This is a genomic window from Cobetia sp. 1CM21F (assembly GCF_023161745.1).
Lineage (GTDB): Bacteria > Pseudomonadota > Gammaproteobacteria > Pseudomonadales > Halomonadaceae > Cobetia > Cobetia amphilecti.
The window spans coordinates 328,780-344,655 of sequence record NZ_JALNTQ010000003.1 but is presented as its reverse complement, the minus strand read 5'-3'; the positions used below and the strand labels follow the sequence as shown (position 1 = coordinate 344,655).

Genomic DNA, 15,876 nt, shown 5'->3' with positions numbered 1-15,876 from the left:
CGACCTTGGCTGGGTAGCGTTCGCTCACTGTTTGGCAGGGGTCTTGCGGGAAATCACGCCGACCTTGCCAAGAGTTGGCATGAAAAACCCCGGCGCCTCGAGAAGGCGGACCGGGGTGGTGGACGTCATCCTGTGCAGTTCAAGCAATGAGGGATGTGGTGGGTGTCATGCAGTGAGTCATCTTCCCGCGCCTGCCGAGCGACGCCCGAGACCTGGATTCAGGCTCAGGTTCATCGACAAGCGTCAGCAGCAGTAGCCCCAGCCTTCCAGGCGTTGGCGAATGTCCTCGACCCGCTGGCGGTTCTTGCCGAGATCGGAATGCCCTCTGCGCGAGACGCTGCGCACATGACAGACCCCCTCCTCTTCATTGCAGACGATTTCCACATCATCGACGAAGCCCAGTACGGGGGTGTGGAACTCGGCGTGCAGATAGCCGCCATCTTCGCTGACGATTTCAGCATGGCCCATCGATTCTATGATGCCGTGCAACTTCTCCATCGCACTGACGCAGCAATCCTGCGGCATCGGGAGTGGCGCGACATAATGCTTGCTGTCAGTGGCCTGGGAACTGACCCCGTTGGGGGTACTGGGGGCCGGAGCCAGCATGCCATCATGCAGGCCGAGATTGTCGGGACGAGGTGAAGCAAAAAGACCTTGGCGCATTTCGAATCCTTCCTGTCATCTCTGGGCGTCGGTAACAGCATCCTCTGTCACCAGCCTGATTGTTATCCAAGTCAGCTTGAAGACTTTGCGAAGACTGTGCGCAAGAAAGCCCCATGCGGGCTTCTCCGCTGATGTGATTCGCTGAGGCAACTCCCACACGCTGCCATCGCGTGGGCTTGTCGATGAATGACAAGGGCCTCGACTTTCAGCGTAGCGACTTTTGTCGATTTTGCCCGTGGAAGGCCTTGATCCAGATCATCTGCCTGATAATGCGCCGCACCTTGAGCGGCTTGAGTCCGTGCCCTCTTCCGCCCCAGCGAAGCCAGACCGTACACTGGGCAGCATTTCACCCGGCTCGGCTTTGTCCCATAAGCAGCCCCAGCCCCAGCCGCCGGCCAGACGACTTCGCAAGGACCCCAACGTGAGCTTCCGCTTTCTGCACACTTCCGACTGGCATCTCGGCCAGAGCTTTCACGGCCAGAGCCGTCACGTCGAGCATGCTGCCTTTCTCGACTGGCTGCTCGGGCAGCTCAAGACTCTGGCGCCGGATGCGCTGCTGATCGCCGGAGACCTGTTCGATGTGGTCAACCCGAGCCTGGCCGCCCAGGAGCTGCTCTACGACTTCATCGTGCGCGCCCACGAGCAGGACGCGGCGCTGGGGATCGTGATGATCGCCGGCAATCACGATTCCGGCTCCCGCATCGAGCTGCCGGCCGCGTTGCTGGCACGTCTCAAGACCCATGCGCTGGGGCGCGTGCGCTGGGTGGATGACTCCGCCGACGGCGGCGATGCCCACAGTCTCGACTGCCAGCATCTGCTGGTGCCCCTGCATGATCGTGACGGCAAGCGCCGCGCCCTGTGCCTGGCGGTACCCTTCCTGCGCCCAGCCGAGGTCACCGGCCTGAGCAGTGGCGAACAAACCGAGCAGGAAGGGCAAGCAGCAGGCAAGGCCGAACGCACCCGCAGCGAGGCCTACCGCGACGGCGTGGCCCGCGTGCACCAGCAGCTGGTCAGTGCTGCGCGCGCCGCCCGCCAGCCCGGCGAGGCGCTGATCGCCATGGGCCATGCCCACATGCGTGACGGCGAGGTGTCCGAGAACAGCGAGCGCCCGATCCTGATGGGCGGCGAAGAGGCGCTCTCGACCAGCCTGTTCCCCGACGACATCGCCTATGTGGCGCTGGGCCACCTGCATCGCCCGCAACGCGTGGGCGGCGAGGAGCGCATCCGCTATTGCGGCACGCCGCTGGCGATGGACTTCTCCGAGGTCGACTACGGCCACCGCATCCTCGATGTCACGCTCAACAATGAAAGCCTGGAGAAGGTCGCGGAGCATCGCGTGCCCTGCCATGTCGCGCTCACGCGCGTCGGGCCTGCGCCCCTGGCCGAGATCACCACCCAGCTCACGGCGCTGGTCGCCGAGGCGCAAGCAGATCTCGAGCCGACACGCTGGCCGTGGCTGGAAGTGACCGTGCAGCTGGAAGCCCCGCTGATCGACCTGCGCGCCCGCATCGAGGCACTGCTTGAAGGCGCGCCGCTGCGTCTGATCAAGCTGGTCACCCGCTACCCGGCCCCCAGTGTCGAGCATCGCGCGCCGAAGGGCGTGAAGCTCGATGAGCTGGGGCCGATGGGGCTGTTCGAGCGTCATTATCGCGCCACCTATGACAGTGAGCCGGACCCGGCGCTGATCGAGGATTTCGCCCAGCTGCTCGAGGAGGTCGAGGCCGCGCGCGAGACGCGCCTCGAAGGCGAGTCGGCCACCCGACCCGCTCGCAAGGCCGACAAGGCGGCTTCGATAGACAAGAAAGCTTCGGCAGACAAGGCCAAGGGAGGTCAGGCATGAAGATTCTCGCCCTGCGCCTCGACAACCTGGCGTCGCTGGCCGGCGCACATGAAGTCGACTTCGAGAAGGCGCCGCTATCCGATGCCGGCCTGTTCGCCATCACCGGCCCCACCGGGGCCGGCAAGAGCACGCTGCTCGATGCCCTGTGTCTGGCGCTCTATGGCACCACGCCGCGCCTGCGCCAGACGCCGAGTGGCGGCCAGCTGGAGGATGTCGGCGAGCATCAGTTGACGCTCAAGGACCCGCGCAGCCTGCTCCGGCGTGGCTGCGGCGAAGGCAAGGCCGAGGTGGATTTCATCGGCCGCGATGGCCTGCGCTATCGCGCCAGCTGGACGGTCAGCCGCGCGCGCAGCAAGCCCGGCGGGCGCCTGCAGAATGCCAAGCAACATCTCCAGTTGCTGCCCGCCGGCGATGACACCCTGCCGGCTCAGACCCTCAACACCACCAGCAATGACGCCAAGGCGTTGATCATCGACAGGCTGGGGCTGAATTTCGAGCAGTTCACCCGCGCCGTACTGCTGGCGCAGAGCGAGTTCAGCGCCTTCCTGCGCGCCAATGACAACGAACGCTCGGAGTTGCTGGAGAAGCTGACCGATACCGGCCATTACTCCGAGATCTCGATGGCCGCCCATGAGCGCGAGCGCGCCGCCCGCGAGGCCGTCAATGAACTGGAGCGCAAGCTGGAAGGCCAGCTGCCGGCCAGCCCGCAGGAACGCCAGGCGCTCGAGGAGGAGGTCCGCCTGCGCCAGACGGCCATGACCCGGCTCAGCGAACAGCATGATGCACTGACGGCCTATCACCAGTGGACCACCACGGCGGGCGAACTCGAACAGGCTCTGCGTCAGGCGCAGCAGGAACAGACCGAGGCTCACGCCGCCAGCAATGGGCTTTCCCGTCAGCGCGAGCAACTCAGCGCCCTGGAAGCCCTCGCGCCGATTCGCCCTGCCCTGCTGCGTCTCACGGCGATCGCGCCGCAGCATGCGCAGCTGGCCACGCAACTGGCCCAGCTGGAGCAGCAGCTTGGCGCCCTGTCACCCAGGGTTGAGCAGGCCAGAGCCGCCAGGCACACCGCCGATGAACGCATGCAGCGCTGTGAGACCTGGCGTGGCGAGCAACTGCCGAAACTTGAAGAGGCACGTCAGGTGGCCTCGCGACTGGCGCAACAACGCGAAGCACACGCCAGCCAGCAGAGTGAACAACAACGCCTGCGCGACACGCTCGGACAACATCAGCAGGAGCTGGAGGCACAGGATCGCCAGCGCCAGCAGCTGGAGCAGCAACTCCAGCAGCTGCAGGCGACGCTGGTCGACGAGTCGGGCCAGCCGCTGCGCGATGCCGAAGATTATCGTGACCAACTGCAACGTCAGCGCGATGCACTACTGGAGCTCAAGCCCGTACTCAGCGAGCAGATCAGTGGTCTGGCTCGCCGTGATGAGGTGCAGCAGCGTCTTGTCGAGCTGGAGCAGCAGCTGCCCCGGCAGCAACAGGCGTTGCGGGATGTGGCTGCCCGGCAGGTGCAGGCATTGCAGGCCCGTGATCAGGCGCGTCACGAGGAGGACGCCGAACGCCGCCAGCAGGAGCAGGAGCGTCTGGCACGCAGCGACAACGTGATGGCGCTGCGCCGTGGGCTGGTCCAGGGCGAGGAGTGCCCGGTGTGCGGCAGCCACGAGCACCCCGCCGCCGGCCAGGCCGCACCGGCCGAGGCGCTGATCGCTCAGCTGGAACAGCAGGCCCGCGAGCGTCTTGACCAGCGCCGCCAGGCCACGGCCACCGCACAGCAAGCCATGGAGACGGCCAGTCACGAGCACGCCCGCCTCGAGCAGCAGCTCGGCTATCTGCAGCAGGAACAGACTCAGCTGCACACGGAGCTGCAACGCCTGCAGCAGCAGGCGCAGAGCTGCCAGACGAATCTGGCCGAGCTTCTGGCCCGGCACTCGCTGTCAGAGCAACCCCAGCTTGCACCCTTGCCGCAGCTGCCGGCTGCCCACGCACTGCAACTGATCGAGCAGCGCCTTGGGGAACTGGACGCCCGCCAGAACACGCTGGTGACGACACTGCGTCAGCTGACGCCGCTGCGTGAGCAACGCCAGGCACTGGCAACACGCCACGCCACGCTGACGACGCAATGCCAGCATGGCGAGGCGCAGCTTCAACAGTGCAAGTCGCAGATCACTGCGCTTGCGCGCGAGATCGAGCAGCTCAGAGCCACGCTTGCCCAGCAGCTTAGCGCAGACCCCAAGCGACAGCATGCCAGCGTGAGCGACTGGTCCGACTGGATCGAGTCGCTGACCACCCGGATGCGCAACGAGCAAGAGGATGCGCGGCAGGCACTGCAGGAGTTGAGCGACCAGCAACAGCAGCTGACGCAGCAGCAGGCCAACCTGCAGCAACGCCAGACGGAGCTGCGCGAGGAGCAAGACTCGCTCGACCGCGAACGCGCCCATTGGCAGACAGCGAATCCCGGCCTGGATGACGCACGCATCGCGGAGTTGGTGGCCGTCGAGGATCACGAACTGCAGGCACTGCGCCAGCAACTGCGCAGCGCCCACGAGCGCGTCGCACGCGCGGATGCCCTGTGTGAGGAGCGCAATGCGCGTCAGCTCAAACACTGGCAGGCCGCTCGGACCTCCAGCTGGCAGACGGTACTCGAGCAGCTGGCAGGACTCGAACAGCTGGCAGCGCCCGCCGTGGAGACGTCAGGAGCAGGTACCGCTGGAGAAGGTCCGGCGAGAGAAGGCACGGCGAGAGAAGGCACCGCAGGAGACGGAGCTTCAGGTACGGAAGAGACGGGCGTCATTCGCGCCCAGGCCCAGCAGGCCCTGGCGCTGCATGCTCGCTTGCAGGCTCATGCGCAACCCTCGCAAGAAGATGCCGCTGGAGAGCCGGAGCATGCGCAGCCACAGCCCGAGGAAGACACCCACGCGCTTGGCGAGGCGTTGGCCACTTTGATCGCGGCGCTCAAGACACCGCTCACTGCCGTGCGCGAGGCCCATCAATCGGCGCAGGCGGCGATACTCAATGATGATCAGCGCCGCAGCGGCAGCGCCGAACTTGGCGAGCAGCTGGCCCGCGCTCGCGCAGTCCATGAGCGCTGGGGCGCGCTGTCGGAGCTGATCGGCAGTGCCAGTGGTGCCAAGTTCCGCACCATCGCCCAGGCCTTCAATCTCGAGCGTCTGATCGAGCATGCCAATCTGCATCTGGCCAATCTGGTTCGCCGCTATCGTCTGGCGCGCGGCGCCAGCCCGCTGGGACTGGTGGTGGTGGATACCGAGATGGGTGACGAGCTGCGCAGCGTGCATTCGCTGTCCGGCGGCGAGACCTTCCTGGTCTCGCTGGCGCTGGCGCTGGGCCTGGCGGGCATGGCCTCCGGTGAGCTGCGCATCGAATCGCTGTTCATCGATGAAGGCTTCGGCAGCCTCGACCCGGATTCGCTGGCCTTGGCGATGGAGGCGTTGGATGGCCTGCAGGCCAGCGGCCGTCGCGTCGGGGTCATCTCGCATGTGGCCGAGATGCATGAACGCATTCCAGTGCGTATCGCGGTGCGACCCTCGGGCAACGGCCAGAGCCGACTGGAGATCGAAGGCTAGCGGCGGCCAAGCGTCACGAAGCCGGGTTCAGCGTAGCCGCTTGAGGCAGCTAGGTATCGCGAAGTCGCTTGAGGCGGCGGCTGGCAAGCTGGTCCGCCAGTCGGGTCGGCTCGGGCAGCTTGGTCTTGCCCAGACAGTGCAGGGTCATCGCCAGCGCTGTGTCCAGGTTCATGCGCTGGCCCGGCGAGACGAACACCGGCTTGACCTTCGCGCGCGAGCGCAGCACGGCACCCAGCTGGCTGCGCTGTTCGCGTTTGGGCAGCTCGCTATTCTCGATGATGCCGAGCTCGCCATCCGCCTCACGCACGCGATCGGTCAGCGCGACCCAGTCGCCGCGCTCATCGCCCGGTTCACCATGCTTGCCGCACAGACGCTTCTTGGCCACGCCGAAGGATGGCAGGTCACACCACAGGCCGAGATGCGCCGCCACGCCCAGGCGGCGCGGGTGCGCGATGCCATGACCGTCCACCATCAGGCATTCGGGCGCACGCTCCAGTGACTCGAGGGCAGCGATGGCGGCGGGCAGCTCCCGAAACGACAGCAAGCCCGGAATATACGGCATGCGTGTCGGCTGGCGGATCAGCTGCTGCTCGAGGGGCTCCAGCGTCGCCAGATCCAGTGTAACCACCACCGCGCGTGTCACCTCGCCCCCATCCTCGAAGCCGATATCGACACCGGTGATGGTCGCTGGCCACTCGCCGGGGCTTGCCCCCCAGGGCGGCGCCAACGTCAGTCGAGTGGCCATTTCGCGTTGCTTGGCAACGGCGGCGGCAGGGTCGAGATTCCAATCGTGCAGTGCTGTCATCCACTCACTCATGCATTCCCTCACGGTGGTTGCGGGTCTCTCTCTCTCAGATGCTATCGATCGCCCTCACCTTCAAGCTGCTTGCCCAGTGAACGCAGCACCTCCGCCGCCTGATTGCGGAAGGTGTCCAGTCCGTTGCCGACCTCCCCCATGCTGCGTTCCAGCTGGCGTGACAGGCGATTGGAAAGCGGCTGGTCCGCGCGGGCCGTCAGCTGCTCCGGCGTCATGTCGAGCACCAGCCGGTAACGGATGTCGCCGGGCGCCGCGGCCGCCAGCGGGTCACTGACCGCCTCACGGGTGAAGCGCGCGAAGTCGATGCTGGCCGCCTTGTCACCGCCGTCAGGGCGAATCAGCAGGCGATGGATCTGACCACGCGTATCACTGAGCACATCCTCGACCTTGCCCAGCGCCTCGCCCTGCGGTGACACCACCGGCGCCAGACGCAGGGCCTCCAGCGAGACCAGCGGGACGCGAATCTCCGGCGTGGCACTGCTGGCCGGCATGCCGGATTCGGCGTGGGCCGCACTGAGTGGCAGCCAAGGGGTCGCCAGCAGAGCGCACAGCATCAGCTGGCGGGCAGGCGTGGCCTGCAGGCCACGGCGCAAGGCATCGAGTGAAGAGATCATGTGGGCATCCTCGGGAAATGATGGGCGGTGGAGCTACGCAAGCACAGAATACCAGCCCCGGTGACGCCTTTCGTCCAGGCACAAAAAAACCGGCACCTCGTGAGAGGTACCGGTCTTTTCAGAAGCCGTGGCCAGCACTGCGATCAGTGCTGACCCGACTCAGGCCTGATCAGGCGCGACGACGGTCGTCGTTGCCACCTTCACGGCGCTGCGGACGAGCGCCCGCACCGTCTTCTGCCAGTTCCAGCGGGCGGCCAGCGACGCGAGCACGCGCCATCTTGGACACGATGCTGGTCGGCAGACCGCTCGGCAGTTCCACGACACTGTGCGTGTTGCGGATGTCGATGCGACCGATGCGTGAACCTTCGATGCCGCCTTCGTTGGCGAGAGCGCCAACCAGCTGGCCCGGCTTGACGCCGTCACGATGGCCGACGGCCACACGGTAGAGCTTCATGCCTTCACGCGCGACCGGCGCGGAGTTGCGACGCTCACCGCGTTCCGGACGCTCGGTGCGCTCACCGCGCTCGGAACGCTCGTTGCGACGCGCACCCGGCTTCGGCAGAGACTGGATCGGCGTCTCTTCGGCGCGAGCCATCTTGACGAAGACAGCGGCCAGCTCGACCGGATCGTGACCTTCTTCGACCAGGCTCTGGACCAGAGCGCGGTGACCGTTGGAGCTGCTGCCCAGGGCTTCGACGACGCGAGCACGGAAGGCGGCGTCACGGTGGCCACGGATCTCTTCTTCGCTCGGCAGCTGGCGTTCGGTGATGCGCTGGCCCAGGGCCTGCTCCATCCAGCGAACCTTGCGCATTTCGCGACCGCTGACGAAGGTGATGGCGCGACCTTCACGACCGGCACGGCCAGTACGGCCAGTACGGTGGACGAAGGATTCGCTGTCACCCGGCAGGTCGTAGTTGAAGACGTGGGTGATACGCGCCACGTCCAGACCACGAGCGGCGACGTCGGTCGCGACCAGCACGTCGACCTTGCCACGCTTCAGGCGAGTCACGGTGCGCTCGCGCAGGGACTGGTCCAGATCACCGGACAGTGCTGCCGCGGAGATACCGCGAGCGATCAGCTGTTCGACGACAGTGGTACAGGCGGCACGAGTACGCACGAAGACGATGGCCGCATCGACGGTCTCGACTTCCAGCAGACGGGACAGCGCTTCCAGCTTGGCGCCGCCTTCGACACGCACCATCATCTGTTCGATGGTGGAAGCGGTACGTGATTCGGACTTGATGGCAACCTTGACCGGATCAACCAGGTAGCGGTTGACGATACGCTCGATCTCGGTCGGCAGCGTCGCGGAGAAGAAGACGCGCTGCGCTTCCTTCGGGGTATCGGCGACGACGCGCTTGACGTCATCGATGAAGCCCATGCGCAGCATCTCATCGGCTTCATCCAGCACGAGGGCTTTCAGGCCGTTCAGGTTCAGGCTCTTGCGGTCCAGGTGGTCGATGACACGACCCGGGGTGCCGACGACGATCTGCGCGCCGCTCTTGAGGCTACGCATCTGCTCGCGGTAGTCCTGACCACCGCAGAGAGTGGCCACTTCCAGGCCACGCATGAACTGACCGTAACGTGTGAAGTTGACGGCGACCTGTTGGGCCAGCTCACGGGTCGGGGCCAGCACGAGAACCTGCGGTTCACGGCGGTCGAGGTCCAGACGGGTCAACAGCGGGAGTGCAAAGGCAGCGGTCTTGCCGGTACCCGTCTGTGCCTGGCCGATCATGTCACGGCCTTCGAGCAGACTCGGGATGGTCTGAGCCTGGATCGGGGACGGAGTTTCGTAGCCCAGCTTCTCGAGAGAGGTCAGGACGGCAGGCAGCAGGGCAAGATCGCTGAAGCGATCGACGACGGAAGTCGTGGTCATGTATATCTCACACCTAAATGGCTACAAGTAAGGCTTGCAGCTGAAGAATGGGTCGGGTTGAACCGACACGAAGCGTAAGGGCTCCGTCTGGCGATGCAGTCAGGCACGAGGCGCTGGCATCATCAGAAAAAACGTACGAGTGCTGGACGTCTTGGCATGGACGGGCCCGGGTTGCTCTGAAGGTGGACGCAATTCCACTTTCAGGCACAACGCTGCGGCGACCGTACAGCAACCAGAGGCTCTTCTACTCAGAGTCTCGGGGCGCTCCATCATGCACACTGTGGACAGGGACGGGTCTTGCATCGCGGCGGCCGGACATCGATCGAATCGAGGGGTCACGGATGGCTGGGGCAAGCTACGCCACGCGGTCCGGGAGGCGCGAAATACCGGCTGATGGCCACAAGAAACGGCGATCACGTCGGGCTCGGCTACTCAGGATGGTGGGTCACTACATGCGAGGAGCTGGCATTCTAGCAGCCTCTCACGCATTCTGCATCCTTTCTTTTGACCTTGGTCGCAGGCCGGCCGCCCTCGGGCAGGCATGCGCCCCGCCATCACGACTCGCTGAACAGCCACCTGACAGGAGCCTGCATGACTGACGCGCAAGACCATGACGCCCCCTCCCCACAACATCCCGCCGAGCATGTCACCACGCTGTGGGTCGACGCCGATGCCTGTCCGCGCGCCGCGCGTGACATCCTGGTGCGCGCGGCGGAACGCACCGCGACCCCCACCTGGTTCGTCGCCAACCATCAGGTGCCGCTGCCGCGCTCGATGCACGTCAAGGCGCTGTCGGTTCCACAAGGGGCAGATGCTGCCGATCAGTTGATCGTCGAGCGCGCCCACCCCGGTGACATGGTGATCACCTCCGACCTGCCGCTGGCGCTGGAAGCGATCGAGAAAGGCGCACTGGTGATGACGACCCGCGGCGAGGCGCTGGACAGCAACAACATTCGCGCCAAGGTGCAGATGCGCGACTTCATGGAGAGCATGCGCTCCAGCGGCGAGCACACCGGCGGCCCGTCCGCCTACGGCCAGCGCGAGCAACGCGACTTCGGCAATGCACTGGACCGCTGGCTGGCGAAGATCAGACGCCCGACACCGCGCGCCTGACCCAACCGCCGCTGCTCGTCATCAACTCGGGCGCCACCAACTCGGGCGCCACCAACTCGGGCGCCATCAACTCAGGCTTCAATATCTCAGGCGTGACGGCGAATGCCCTGGCCCGGCAGACGCTCGCGGTCATGGGGAGCGTCGAGCGCCAGGCTCGGGCCGAGCGGCACGATAGCGGTGGGATTGATGGTCTGCTGACTGGCGTAATAGTGGGTCTTGATATGCGCAAGATCGCAGGTCTCGGCGATGCCCGGCCACTGATACAGCTCGCGCAGATAGTGCGAGAGATTGGGATAGTCGGCGATACGGCGCTGATTGCACTTGAAGTGCCCGAAGTAGACGGCATCGAAGCGGATCAGGGTGGTGAACAGGCGGATGTCGGCTTCGGTCAGCCATTCACCGGTAAGATAGCGCGAGTCGGCCAGCCGGCGCTCCAGTGAATCCAGGCACTCGAACAGCGCCGTGAAGTGGCGCTCGTAGACCTCCTGCCGCGTGGCGAAGCCTGTCTTGTAGACGCCATTGTTGACCTTGTCATAGACCTCGGCATTGATGGCATCGATCTCGCCGCGCAGGTCCTCCGGATAGAAGTCCAGATCATTGCCGGTCAGCGAATCGAAGGCGTCATTGAAGATGCGCACCAGCTCCGCCGACTCGTTGTTGACGATGCGACCGGTCTGCTTGTCCCACAGCGCCGGCACGGTGACACGGCCGGTGTAGTGCGGGTCGGTCAGGGTGTAGAGCTGGTGGTGATAGCGCACGCCATTGATCGGATCACCGCTGGAGCCTTCTTCCTCGAGATAGCTCCAGCCATGTTCGAGCATCAAGGGGCTGGTGTAGGACATGCCGACCAGCGGCTTGAGCCCCTTGAGAGAGCGCATGATCAGCGCGCGGTGCGCCCACGGGCAGGCCAGCGAGACATAGAGATGGAAGCGGTCTGCGCTGGCGGGCACGGCCGCTTGTCCCTGCGGCCCCTCGAGCGGGGCATCGGGCGCCACGACCCAATCCCTGAGCCGCGCGCTCTCGCGCTTGAATTCACCGCCGGTGCTGTCGGTGTCATACCAGCGATCCTGCCACTTGCCGTCGACCAGTAAGCCCATCTTGCACGCTCCTTATATGGCTGAGGGGATGCCACCAGCCTAAGAGCCAAGCGCGACAGCGCAAGCGAATTCACTGCGTGGCAACGATCGAGTTTCTCGAACGATCACGCCGCGCGCTCTTCTCAAGCCCTCACGCTTTTCAGACCCTATACGCTTTCAGGAGCGCCGCTCGCTGGCCTCCTGCTCGACGGCAGCGTGCAGCTGCGCCTTCATCGCGCGGACGGCAGGGCCCGCGCGATCATCGTCCGGCAGATAGAGCATCAGCGACACTTCGCGTTCGCCGCCATTGGCCAGCGGCAGTGGCAGCAGCCGCCCTCGGGCCAGGGCCTCGCTCATGCGGGTACGGGGTAGCCAGGCGAAGCCCAGTCCGCGTTCGGCAAGATCGACTGACGTGGCCAGGTGGCTCACCGTCCAGCGCGCCTCGGCCTTGAGCCAGCCGGCATCCATGCCGCTGGAACGGCTGCTGTCGCGCACCACCAGCTGGCGATGCTGCACGAGATCACGCAGATCCAGCGGCCGTCCGAGGGCGTGCAGCGGGTGCCCCGGCGCTGCCACGGCGATGAAGGTTTCACGCAGCAACGGGGTGCCGAGATGGCCATCCAGCATCAAGCCGCTGATCAACAGGTCCGCTTCCTTCTCCTCGAACAGCTCGCGCCCGCCGGTCAGCGTCGTCTCGTGCAGCTGGACACGCACCTGCGGGTAGGCCGTCGAGAAGGCTTCCAGCGCCCGTGCCAGCACATCCGGCGGAAACAGCTGATCCACCGCGATGGCGATCTCGCTCTCCATGCCTTCCGACAACGCATCGGCCACATCCTCGAGTGCCCGCGCATTCTCGATCAGCTGACGCGCCCGGCGCAGCAGCAATTCACCCGCCTCGGTCAGCCGGACATTGCGCCCGACCGGCTCCAGCACCTGCACGCCCAGCAAGGCCTCCAGGCGATGCACGGCGTGATTCAGGGTCGAGGGGCTCTTGTGGATCGCGGCCGCCGCGCGCGCGAAGCTGCCGTGGTCCACCACGGCGGCCAGCATCTGCCACTGAGCCAGTGTCACGCGTGACGACATCGGGATTCCTCTTGCGGGGCGTGCGGGAGTGCACGGGGCAATCGTGACATGCCAGACGCAAAAAACCAGACACCTGATACTGCAACCCGACGGGAGCAAAAGAGCATTCTGTGCTGTCAGACTCCCGACATCTGGTCGCAATCCTCGGACATCAGGACGGCATCCTCTGAAATGCAGGAGGCCAAATACGCTATTTTGCGTAACTTTACAAAATTTAACACCAAGCAGGATTTACTGCCTGAACAGCGTTTCCTAAGCAAAAATGGCGCTATTTTCGCCAGACCTCATGTTGCCGGTACCGCCAATTGCGCCGTCAATGATCTAAACAGGGTTGAATTACTCATACTGGACATGCGTCCAGCCTATCGAACGATGGGAACCTTGGTTAAGGTTCGAATGCCTCATTGTTGCCATCTTTTCATTTCACATAACTTTATCGGTCACATATGCTGCGAATCCTTCATTCGCTCCCTCGCGCGCACAAGTATCTTCTTTTACCTGTTGCCACCATGGTTACCGTGCTGGGTGCTCACAAGCTTCTCGAAACATTCGATGCTCCTGATGTCTCTACGGCCTCACAGTCCATCGCCATCGACCTGGCCAGTGCAAATTCCAGCACCCCGGCCAAGCTGCCGCTGGCGATTGCTGCCGCCGATGACGCTCAGTCTCCCCTGAGCCCGGCGCAGCTCGCCAATCAGACAGCGGCCAGCTCGGCCTCCGGTGACATTCCGCTGGCAGCGCTGACGCCCAGCGAGATCGTCGCCATCGATTTCGACATGCCGACGCTGCTGACGGATGCCAACTATCATCCCGACAGCCAGACGGCAGGCCCGATCGTGGCACTGGCGCCGGCGGCAGTGAAGACCGCAGAAGCCGTCATCGGCACCGCGACCGACGAACAGGCCGGCGGCACCTCCTATGACGACCTCTCCGTCGACCCGGTCGAGCTCGGCGAAAGCCCGACGCTGCAGACCGAGCTGGCGGCCGAGGAAGTCTATGTGCCCGAGTGGCAGACCTATACCGTGCAGGCCGGCGATACCTTCGCCGTGATGGCGGAGCGCTCGCTGGGCCTTGGCTACAGCGAAACCACGCGCATCCTCAAGGCGCTGCCTGACAAGCGCGTGCTGACGCATTGGCGCATCGGCGACAGCTTCGATTACAAACTGGATGAAGATGGCAACCTGCTGGCGTTGCGCATCATGAAGGACGCGCGTCGCGGCTTCATGGTCAAGCGTGAGGCCGGCGGTGAAAGCTTCAATGTCGCCAAGATCGAGAAAGCGACCCAGGCCACTCAGCGCATGTTCGCCGGTACGGTCAGTGGCAGCTTCTCCCTGTCAGCGGAAGCCACTGGCCTGGGCGTCGCGGAAGTCAGCCAGCTGACCCAGGTGCTGGGCAAGAAGATCGATTTCCGTCGCGATACGCGCAAGGGTGACAAGTTCCAGGTGCTGGTCGAGTCCGACATGATCGACGGCACCAGCATGGATTCCCGCATCCTCGCCGCACGCTATGAAGGGTCTCGCAAGTCACTGACCGTAGTGCGCAACAGCAGCGACGGCCGCTACTACACCCCTGATGGCAAGGGCCTCGACCCGGCCTTCAATCGCTATCCGCTGGCGCACAAGGCGCGCATCAGCTCGCCGTTCAACCTCAGCCGTCGCCATCCGGTGACCGGACGCATCAGCCCGCACAAGGGCACTGACTTCGCGGTGCGCATCGGCACGCCGGTGCTTTCCACCGCGGATGGCGTCGTCGAGCTGGTCGGCAATCATCCGCTGGCCGGTCGCTATCTGGTGCTGCGCATGGACAACGGCTACAAGACCCGTTATCTGCACCTGTCACGCCCGCTGGTCAAGAAAGGTGAGCGCGTGACCATGGGTGAAAAGATCGCCCTGTCAGGCAACACCGGCCGCTCCACCGGCCCGCACCTGCACTATGAGGTGATGGTCAACAACCGCCAGGTCGATGCCATGCGCGTTCAGCTGCCGAACAACAAGTCTCTGTCCGGCAAGGCGCTCGCCAACTTCAAGCGTCAGTCAGAGAACATGCTGGCCAAGCTGGAAGCCGCCGACAACACTGGCGCCATCGCCAAGGCCTCTACCCCAAGCCAGGGTGACGAGAGCTAGACGCGAACCCAGGCGCGGGCCCGCAAGCACAGGGCCTGCGTCTGACATGAAATACGCCTGACATGTAATGTGCCCGACAAAAGAAAAGGCCCCTCACCTCACGGTGGGGGGCCTTTTCTTTTGTCGGTGTCTCGGCCAGAGATCAGGTCACTTCTTCATGCCCTTGTTGGACGCCTGCTCCAGCAGCTCTTCCGCTTCGCTGCTCGCGCCCTCCTCTCGCATCTTGGCCACATCGGCATACAGACAGACGTAGGTACCGCAGGATGCACAGAACACCTTGTCGTCTGGATTGTGGACCTGCGAGACGCGGACTCGCTGGCTGCCACAGTCCGGGCACGGCTTGGGAATACGCAGTTCCTCGGAAAGATCTGACATGAAGCATTCTCCTGTTCGGTGTCTGGGCCGCTCGCCTTGAGGCTGGTCGATTGGCGTCTCCCCAAGACATGGGGCCACTCACACGGCATGCAACCCCGCTGGCGGGGAGTCGCTTGTCATTCGGCTCGAGCTACCTCACCGAGCTACCTCGCCCAGGCACTGCCCGGCACTACGCTCAGACGCAAAGCCCCGGCACGGTGGCCGGGGCTTGAGGGGCAGGCGCGAACAGACAGGTGTCACGCGGCGCTGATGCTGCCGGCAAGCGACTCATGACTGGTGCCGTGACTTGCGGTGTTGGACATGCGTGCGACGGGGCGCTCCGGCACACGGTGCTGGCCGTGTGACCTGGCGCCATCACGCGTCAGGCGGAACTCTTCCTGCAGCGCCATCTCTCGTGCCGCCAGGCGAAAATCGCCCATCGAACACAACGCATGGCCGTTGGGGCACTTGAGGATGTGATCATCCGGCAGATCACGGGCAGGCCAATCCAGCGCTTCGTTGCATTCGGGACACTGAGGGCCATTACGGGTCGGGACTGATGGGGTAAACATGCGCGAACTCCTTTTCGACGCAAAAGATGACGATGTCATGACCAGATTCTCAGTACAGAAAACATCAAGACGTGGCTCGGTTTGCGTGCGCATGATGGAGACAGATAACGACAGACTCCATTGCACTTTCGGTTAGATGCCACAATTTTATCGCTGGT

The 15,876-nt window shown here is 64.5% G+C and carries 12 protein-coding genes; 4 read left to right on the top strand and 8 right to left on the bottom strand.

The window, feature by feature from the left end:
• Window positions 1–243: 243 nt before the first annotated feature.
• Entirely contained in the window at window positions 244–663 is a 420-nt protein-coding gene (locus MSG32_RS12770) for a DUF1499 domain-containing protein (protein WP_248380037.1), read from the bottom strand.
• Window positions 664–1,084: 421 nt separating this feature from the next.
• Here MSG32_RS12770 and MSG32_RS12765 point away from each other — a divergent pair, with 421 nt between their 5' ends.
• Window positions 1,085–2,503: an exonuclease SbcCD subunit D C-terminal domain-containing protein gene (locus MSG32_RS12765; RefSeq protein WP_248380028.1), complete on the top strand. Its 1,419-nt coding sequence runs from the start codon at window positions 1,085–1,087 to the stop codon at window positions 2,501–2,503.
• Entirely contained in the window at window positions 2,500–6,090 is a 3,591-nt protein-coding gene (locus MSG32_RS12760) for an AAA family ATPase (protein ID WP_248380026.1), read from the top strand. Before MSG32_RS12765 ends, MSG32_RS12760 begins: the two co-directional genes overlap by 4 nt.
• A gap of 49 nt (window positions 6,091–6,139) precedes the next feature.
• On the opposite strand, the gene MSG32_RS12755 is transcribed toward MSG32_RS12760, so the two are convergent.
• The 3 genes from MSG32_RS12755 to MSG32_RS12745 all read right to left on the bottom strand — a co-directional run bounded on the left by MSG32_RS12755 (window position 6,140) and on the right by MSG32_RS12745 (window position 9,397).
• On the bottom strand, window positions 6,140–6,895 hold the full coding sequence (locus MSG32_RS12755; protein ID WP_248380024.1) for an endonuclease V: 756 nt from the start codon (window positions 6,893–6,895) through the stop codon (window positions 6,140–6,142).
• A 53-nt stretch (window positions 6,896–6,948) separates the two neighbouring features.
• Entirely contained in the window at window positions 6,949–7,521 is a 573-nt protein-coding gene (locus tag MSG32_RS12750) for a hypothetical protein (protein ID WP_248380021.1), read from the bottom strand.
• A 169-nt stretch (window positions 7,522–7,690) separates the two neighbouring features.
• Window positions 7,691–9,397 (bottom strand): DEAD/DEAH box helicase, encoded by a 1,707-nt coding sequence (locus tag MSG32_RS12745; RefSeq protein ID WP_043333127.1) that lies wholly within the window; start codon window positions 9,395–9,397, stop codon window positions 7,691–7,693.
• 591 nt (window positions 9,398–9,988) lie between these two features.
• Here MSG32_RS12745 and MSG32_RS12740 point away from each other — a divergent pair.
• Window positions 9,989–10,510, top strand: coding sequence for a YaiI/YqxD family protein (locus tag MSG32_RS12740; RefSeq protein ID WP_084589335.1), 522 nt, complete (start codon window positions 9,989–9,991; stop codon window positions 10,508–10,510).
• Between the two features lie 86 nt (window positions 10,511–10,596).
• Here the strand turns inward: MSG32_RS12740 and MSG32_RS12735 are convergent, their stop codons facing one another.
• Together MSG32_RS12735 and MSG32_RS12730 are read right to left on the bottom strand one after the other, a co-directional pair.
• Window positions 10,597–11,607 carry a glutathione S-transferase family protein gene (locus MSG32_RS12735; RefSeq protein ID WP_248380014.1) on the bottom strand — a complete coding sequence of 337 codons (1,011 nt, stop codon included), beginning with the start codon at window positions 11,605–11,607 and terminating at the stop codon, window positions 10,597–10,599.
• 156 nt (window positions 11,608–11,763) lie between these two features.
• Complete coding sequence (locus tag MSG32_RS12730) at window positions 11,764–12,669, bottom strand: LysR family transcriptional regulator (protein ID WP_175090186.1); 906 nt, start codon at window positions 12,667–12,669, stop codon at window positions 11,764–11,766.
• Window positions 12,670–13,178: 509 nt separating this feature from the next.
• Here MSG32_RS12730 and MSG32_RS12725 point away from each other — a divergent pair.
• Window positions 13,179–14,792 (top strand): peptidoglycan DD-metalloendopeptidase family protein, encoded by a 1,614-nt coding sequence (locus MSG32_RS12725; RefSeq protein WP_248380012.1) that lies wholly within the window; start codon window positions 13,179–13,181, stop codon window positions 14,790–14,792.
• A gap of 147 nt (window positions 14,793–14,939) precedes the next feature.
• On the opposite strand, the gene MSG32_RS12720 is transcribed toward MSG32_RS12725, so the two are convergent.
• Together MSG32_RS12720 and MSG32_RS12715 are read right to left on the bottom strand one after the other, a co-directional pair.
• On the bottom strand, window positions 14,940–15,167 hold the full coding sequence (locus MSG32_RS12720) for a hypothetical protein (RefSeq protein ID WP_054555349.1): 228 nt from the start codon (window positions 15,165–15,167) through the stop codon (window positions 14,940–14,942).
• A 236-nt stretch (window positions 15,168–15,403) separates the two neighbouring features.
• Window positions 15,404–15,718 (bottom strand): hypothetical protein, encoded by a 315-nt coding sequence (locus MSG32_RS12715; protein ID WP_043333132.1) that lies wholly within the window; start codon window positions 15,716–15,718, stop codon window positions 15,404–15,406.
• Window positions 15,719–15,876 lie beyond the last annotated feature (158 nt).

Bases quoted from the DNA above. Each gene is read 5' to 3' on its own strand.
- MSG32_RS12755 (WP_248380024.1), bottom strand. From the start codon at position 6,895: ATGACAGCACTGCACGATTGGAATCTCGACCCTGCCGCCGCCGTTGCC.
- MSG32_RS12720 (WP_054555349.1), bottom strand. From the start codon at position 15,167: ATGTCAGATCTTTCCGAGGAACTGCGTATTCCCAAGCCGTGCCCGGAC.
- MSG32_RS12730 (WP_175090186.1), bottom strand. From the start codon at position 12,669: ATGTCGTCACGCGTGACACTGGCTCAGTGGCAGATGCTGGCCGCCGTG.
- MSG32_RS12770 (WP_248380037.1), bottom strand. From the start codon at position 663: ATGCGCCAAGGTCTTTTTGCTTCACCTCGTCCCGACAATCTCGGCCTG.
- MSG32_RS12740 (WP_084589335.1), top strand. From the start codon at position 9,989: ATGACTGACGCGCAAGACCATGACGCCCCCTCCCCACAACATCCCGCC.
- MSG32_RS12725 (WP_248380012.1), top strand. From the start codon at position 13,179: ATGGTTACCGTGCTGGGTGCTCACAAGCTTCTCGAAACATTCGATGCT.
- MSG32_RS12715 (WP_043333132.1), bottom strand. From the start codon at position 15,718: ATGTTTACCCCATCAGTCCCGACCCGTAATGGCCCTCAGTGTCCCGAA.
- MSG32_RS12750 (WP_248380021.1), bottom strand. From the start codon at position 7,521: ATGATCTCTTCACTCGATGCCTTGCGCCGTGGCCTGCAGGCCACGCCT.
- MSG32_RS12760 (WP_248380026.1), top strand. From the start codon at position 2,500: ATGAAGATTCTCGCCCTGCGCCTCGACAACCTGGCGTCGCTGGCCGGC.
- MSG32_RS12735 (WP_248380014.1), bottom strand. From the start codon at position 11,607: ATGGGCTTACTGGTCGACGGCAAGTGGCAGGATCGCTGGTATGACACC.
- MSG32_RS12745 (WP_043333127.1), bottom strand. From the start codon at position 9,397: ATGACCACGACTTCCGTCGTCGATCGCTTCAGCGATCTTGCCCTGCTG.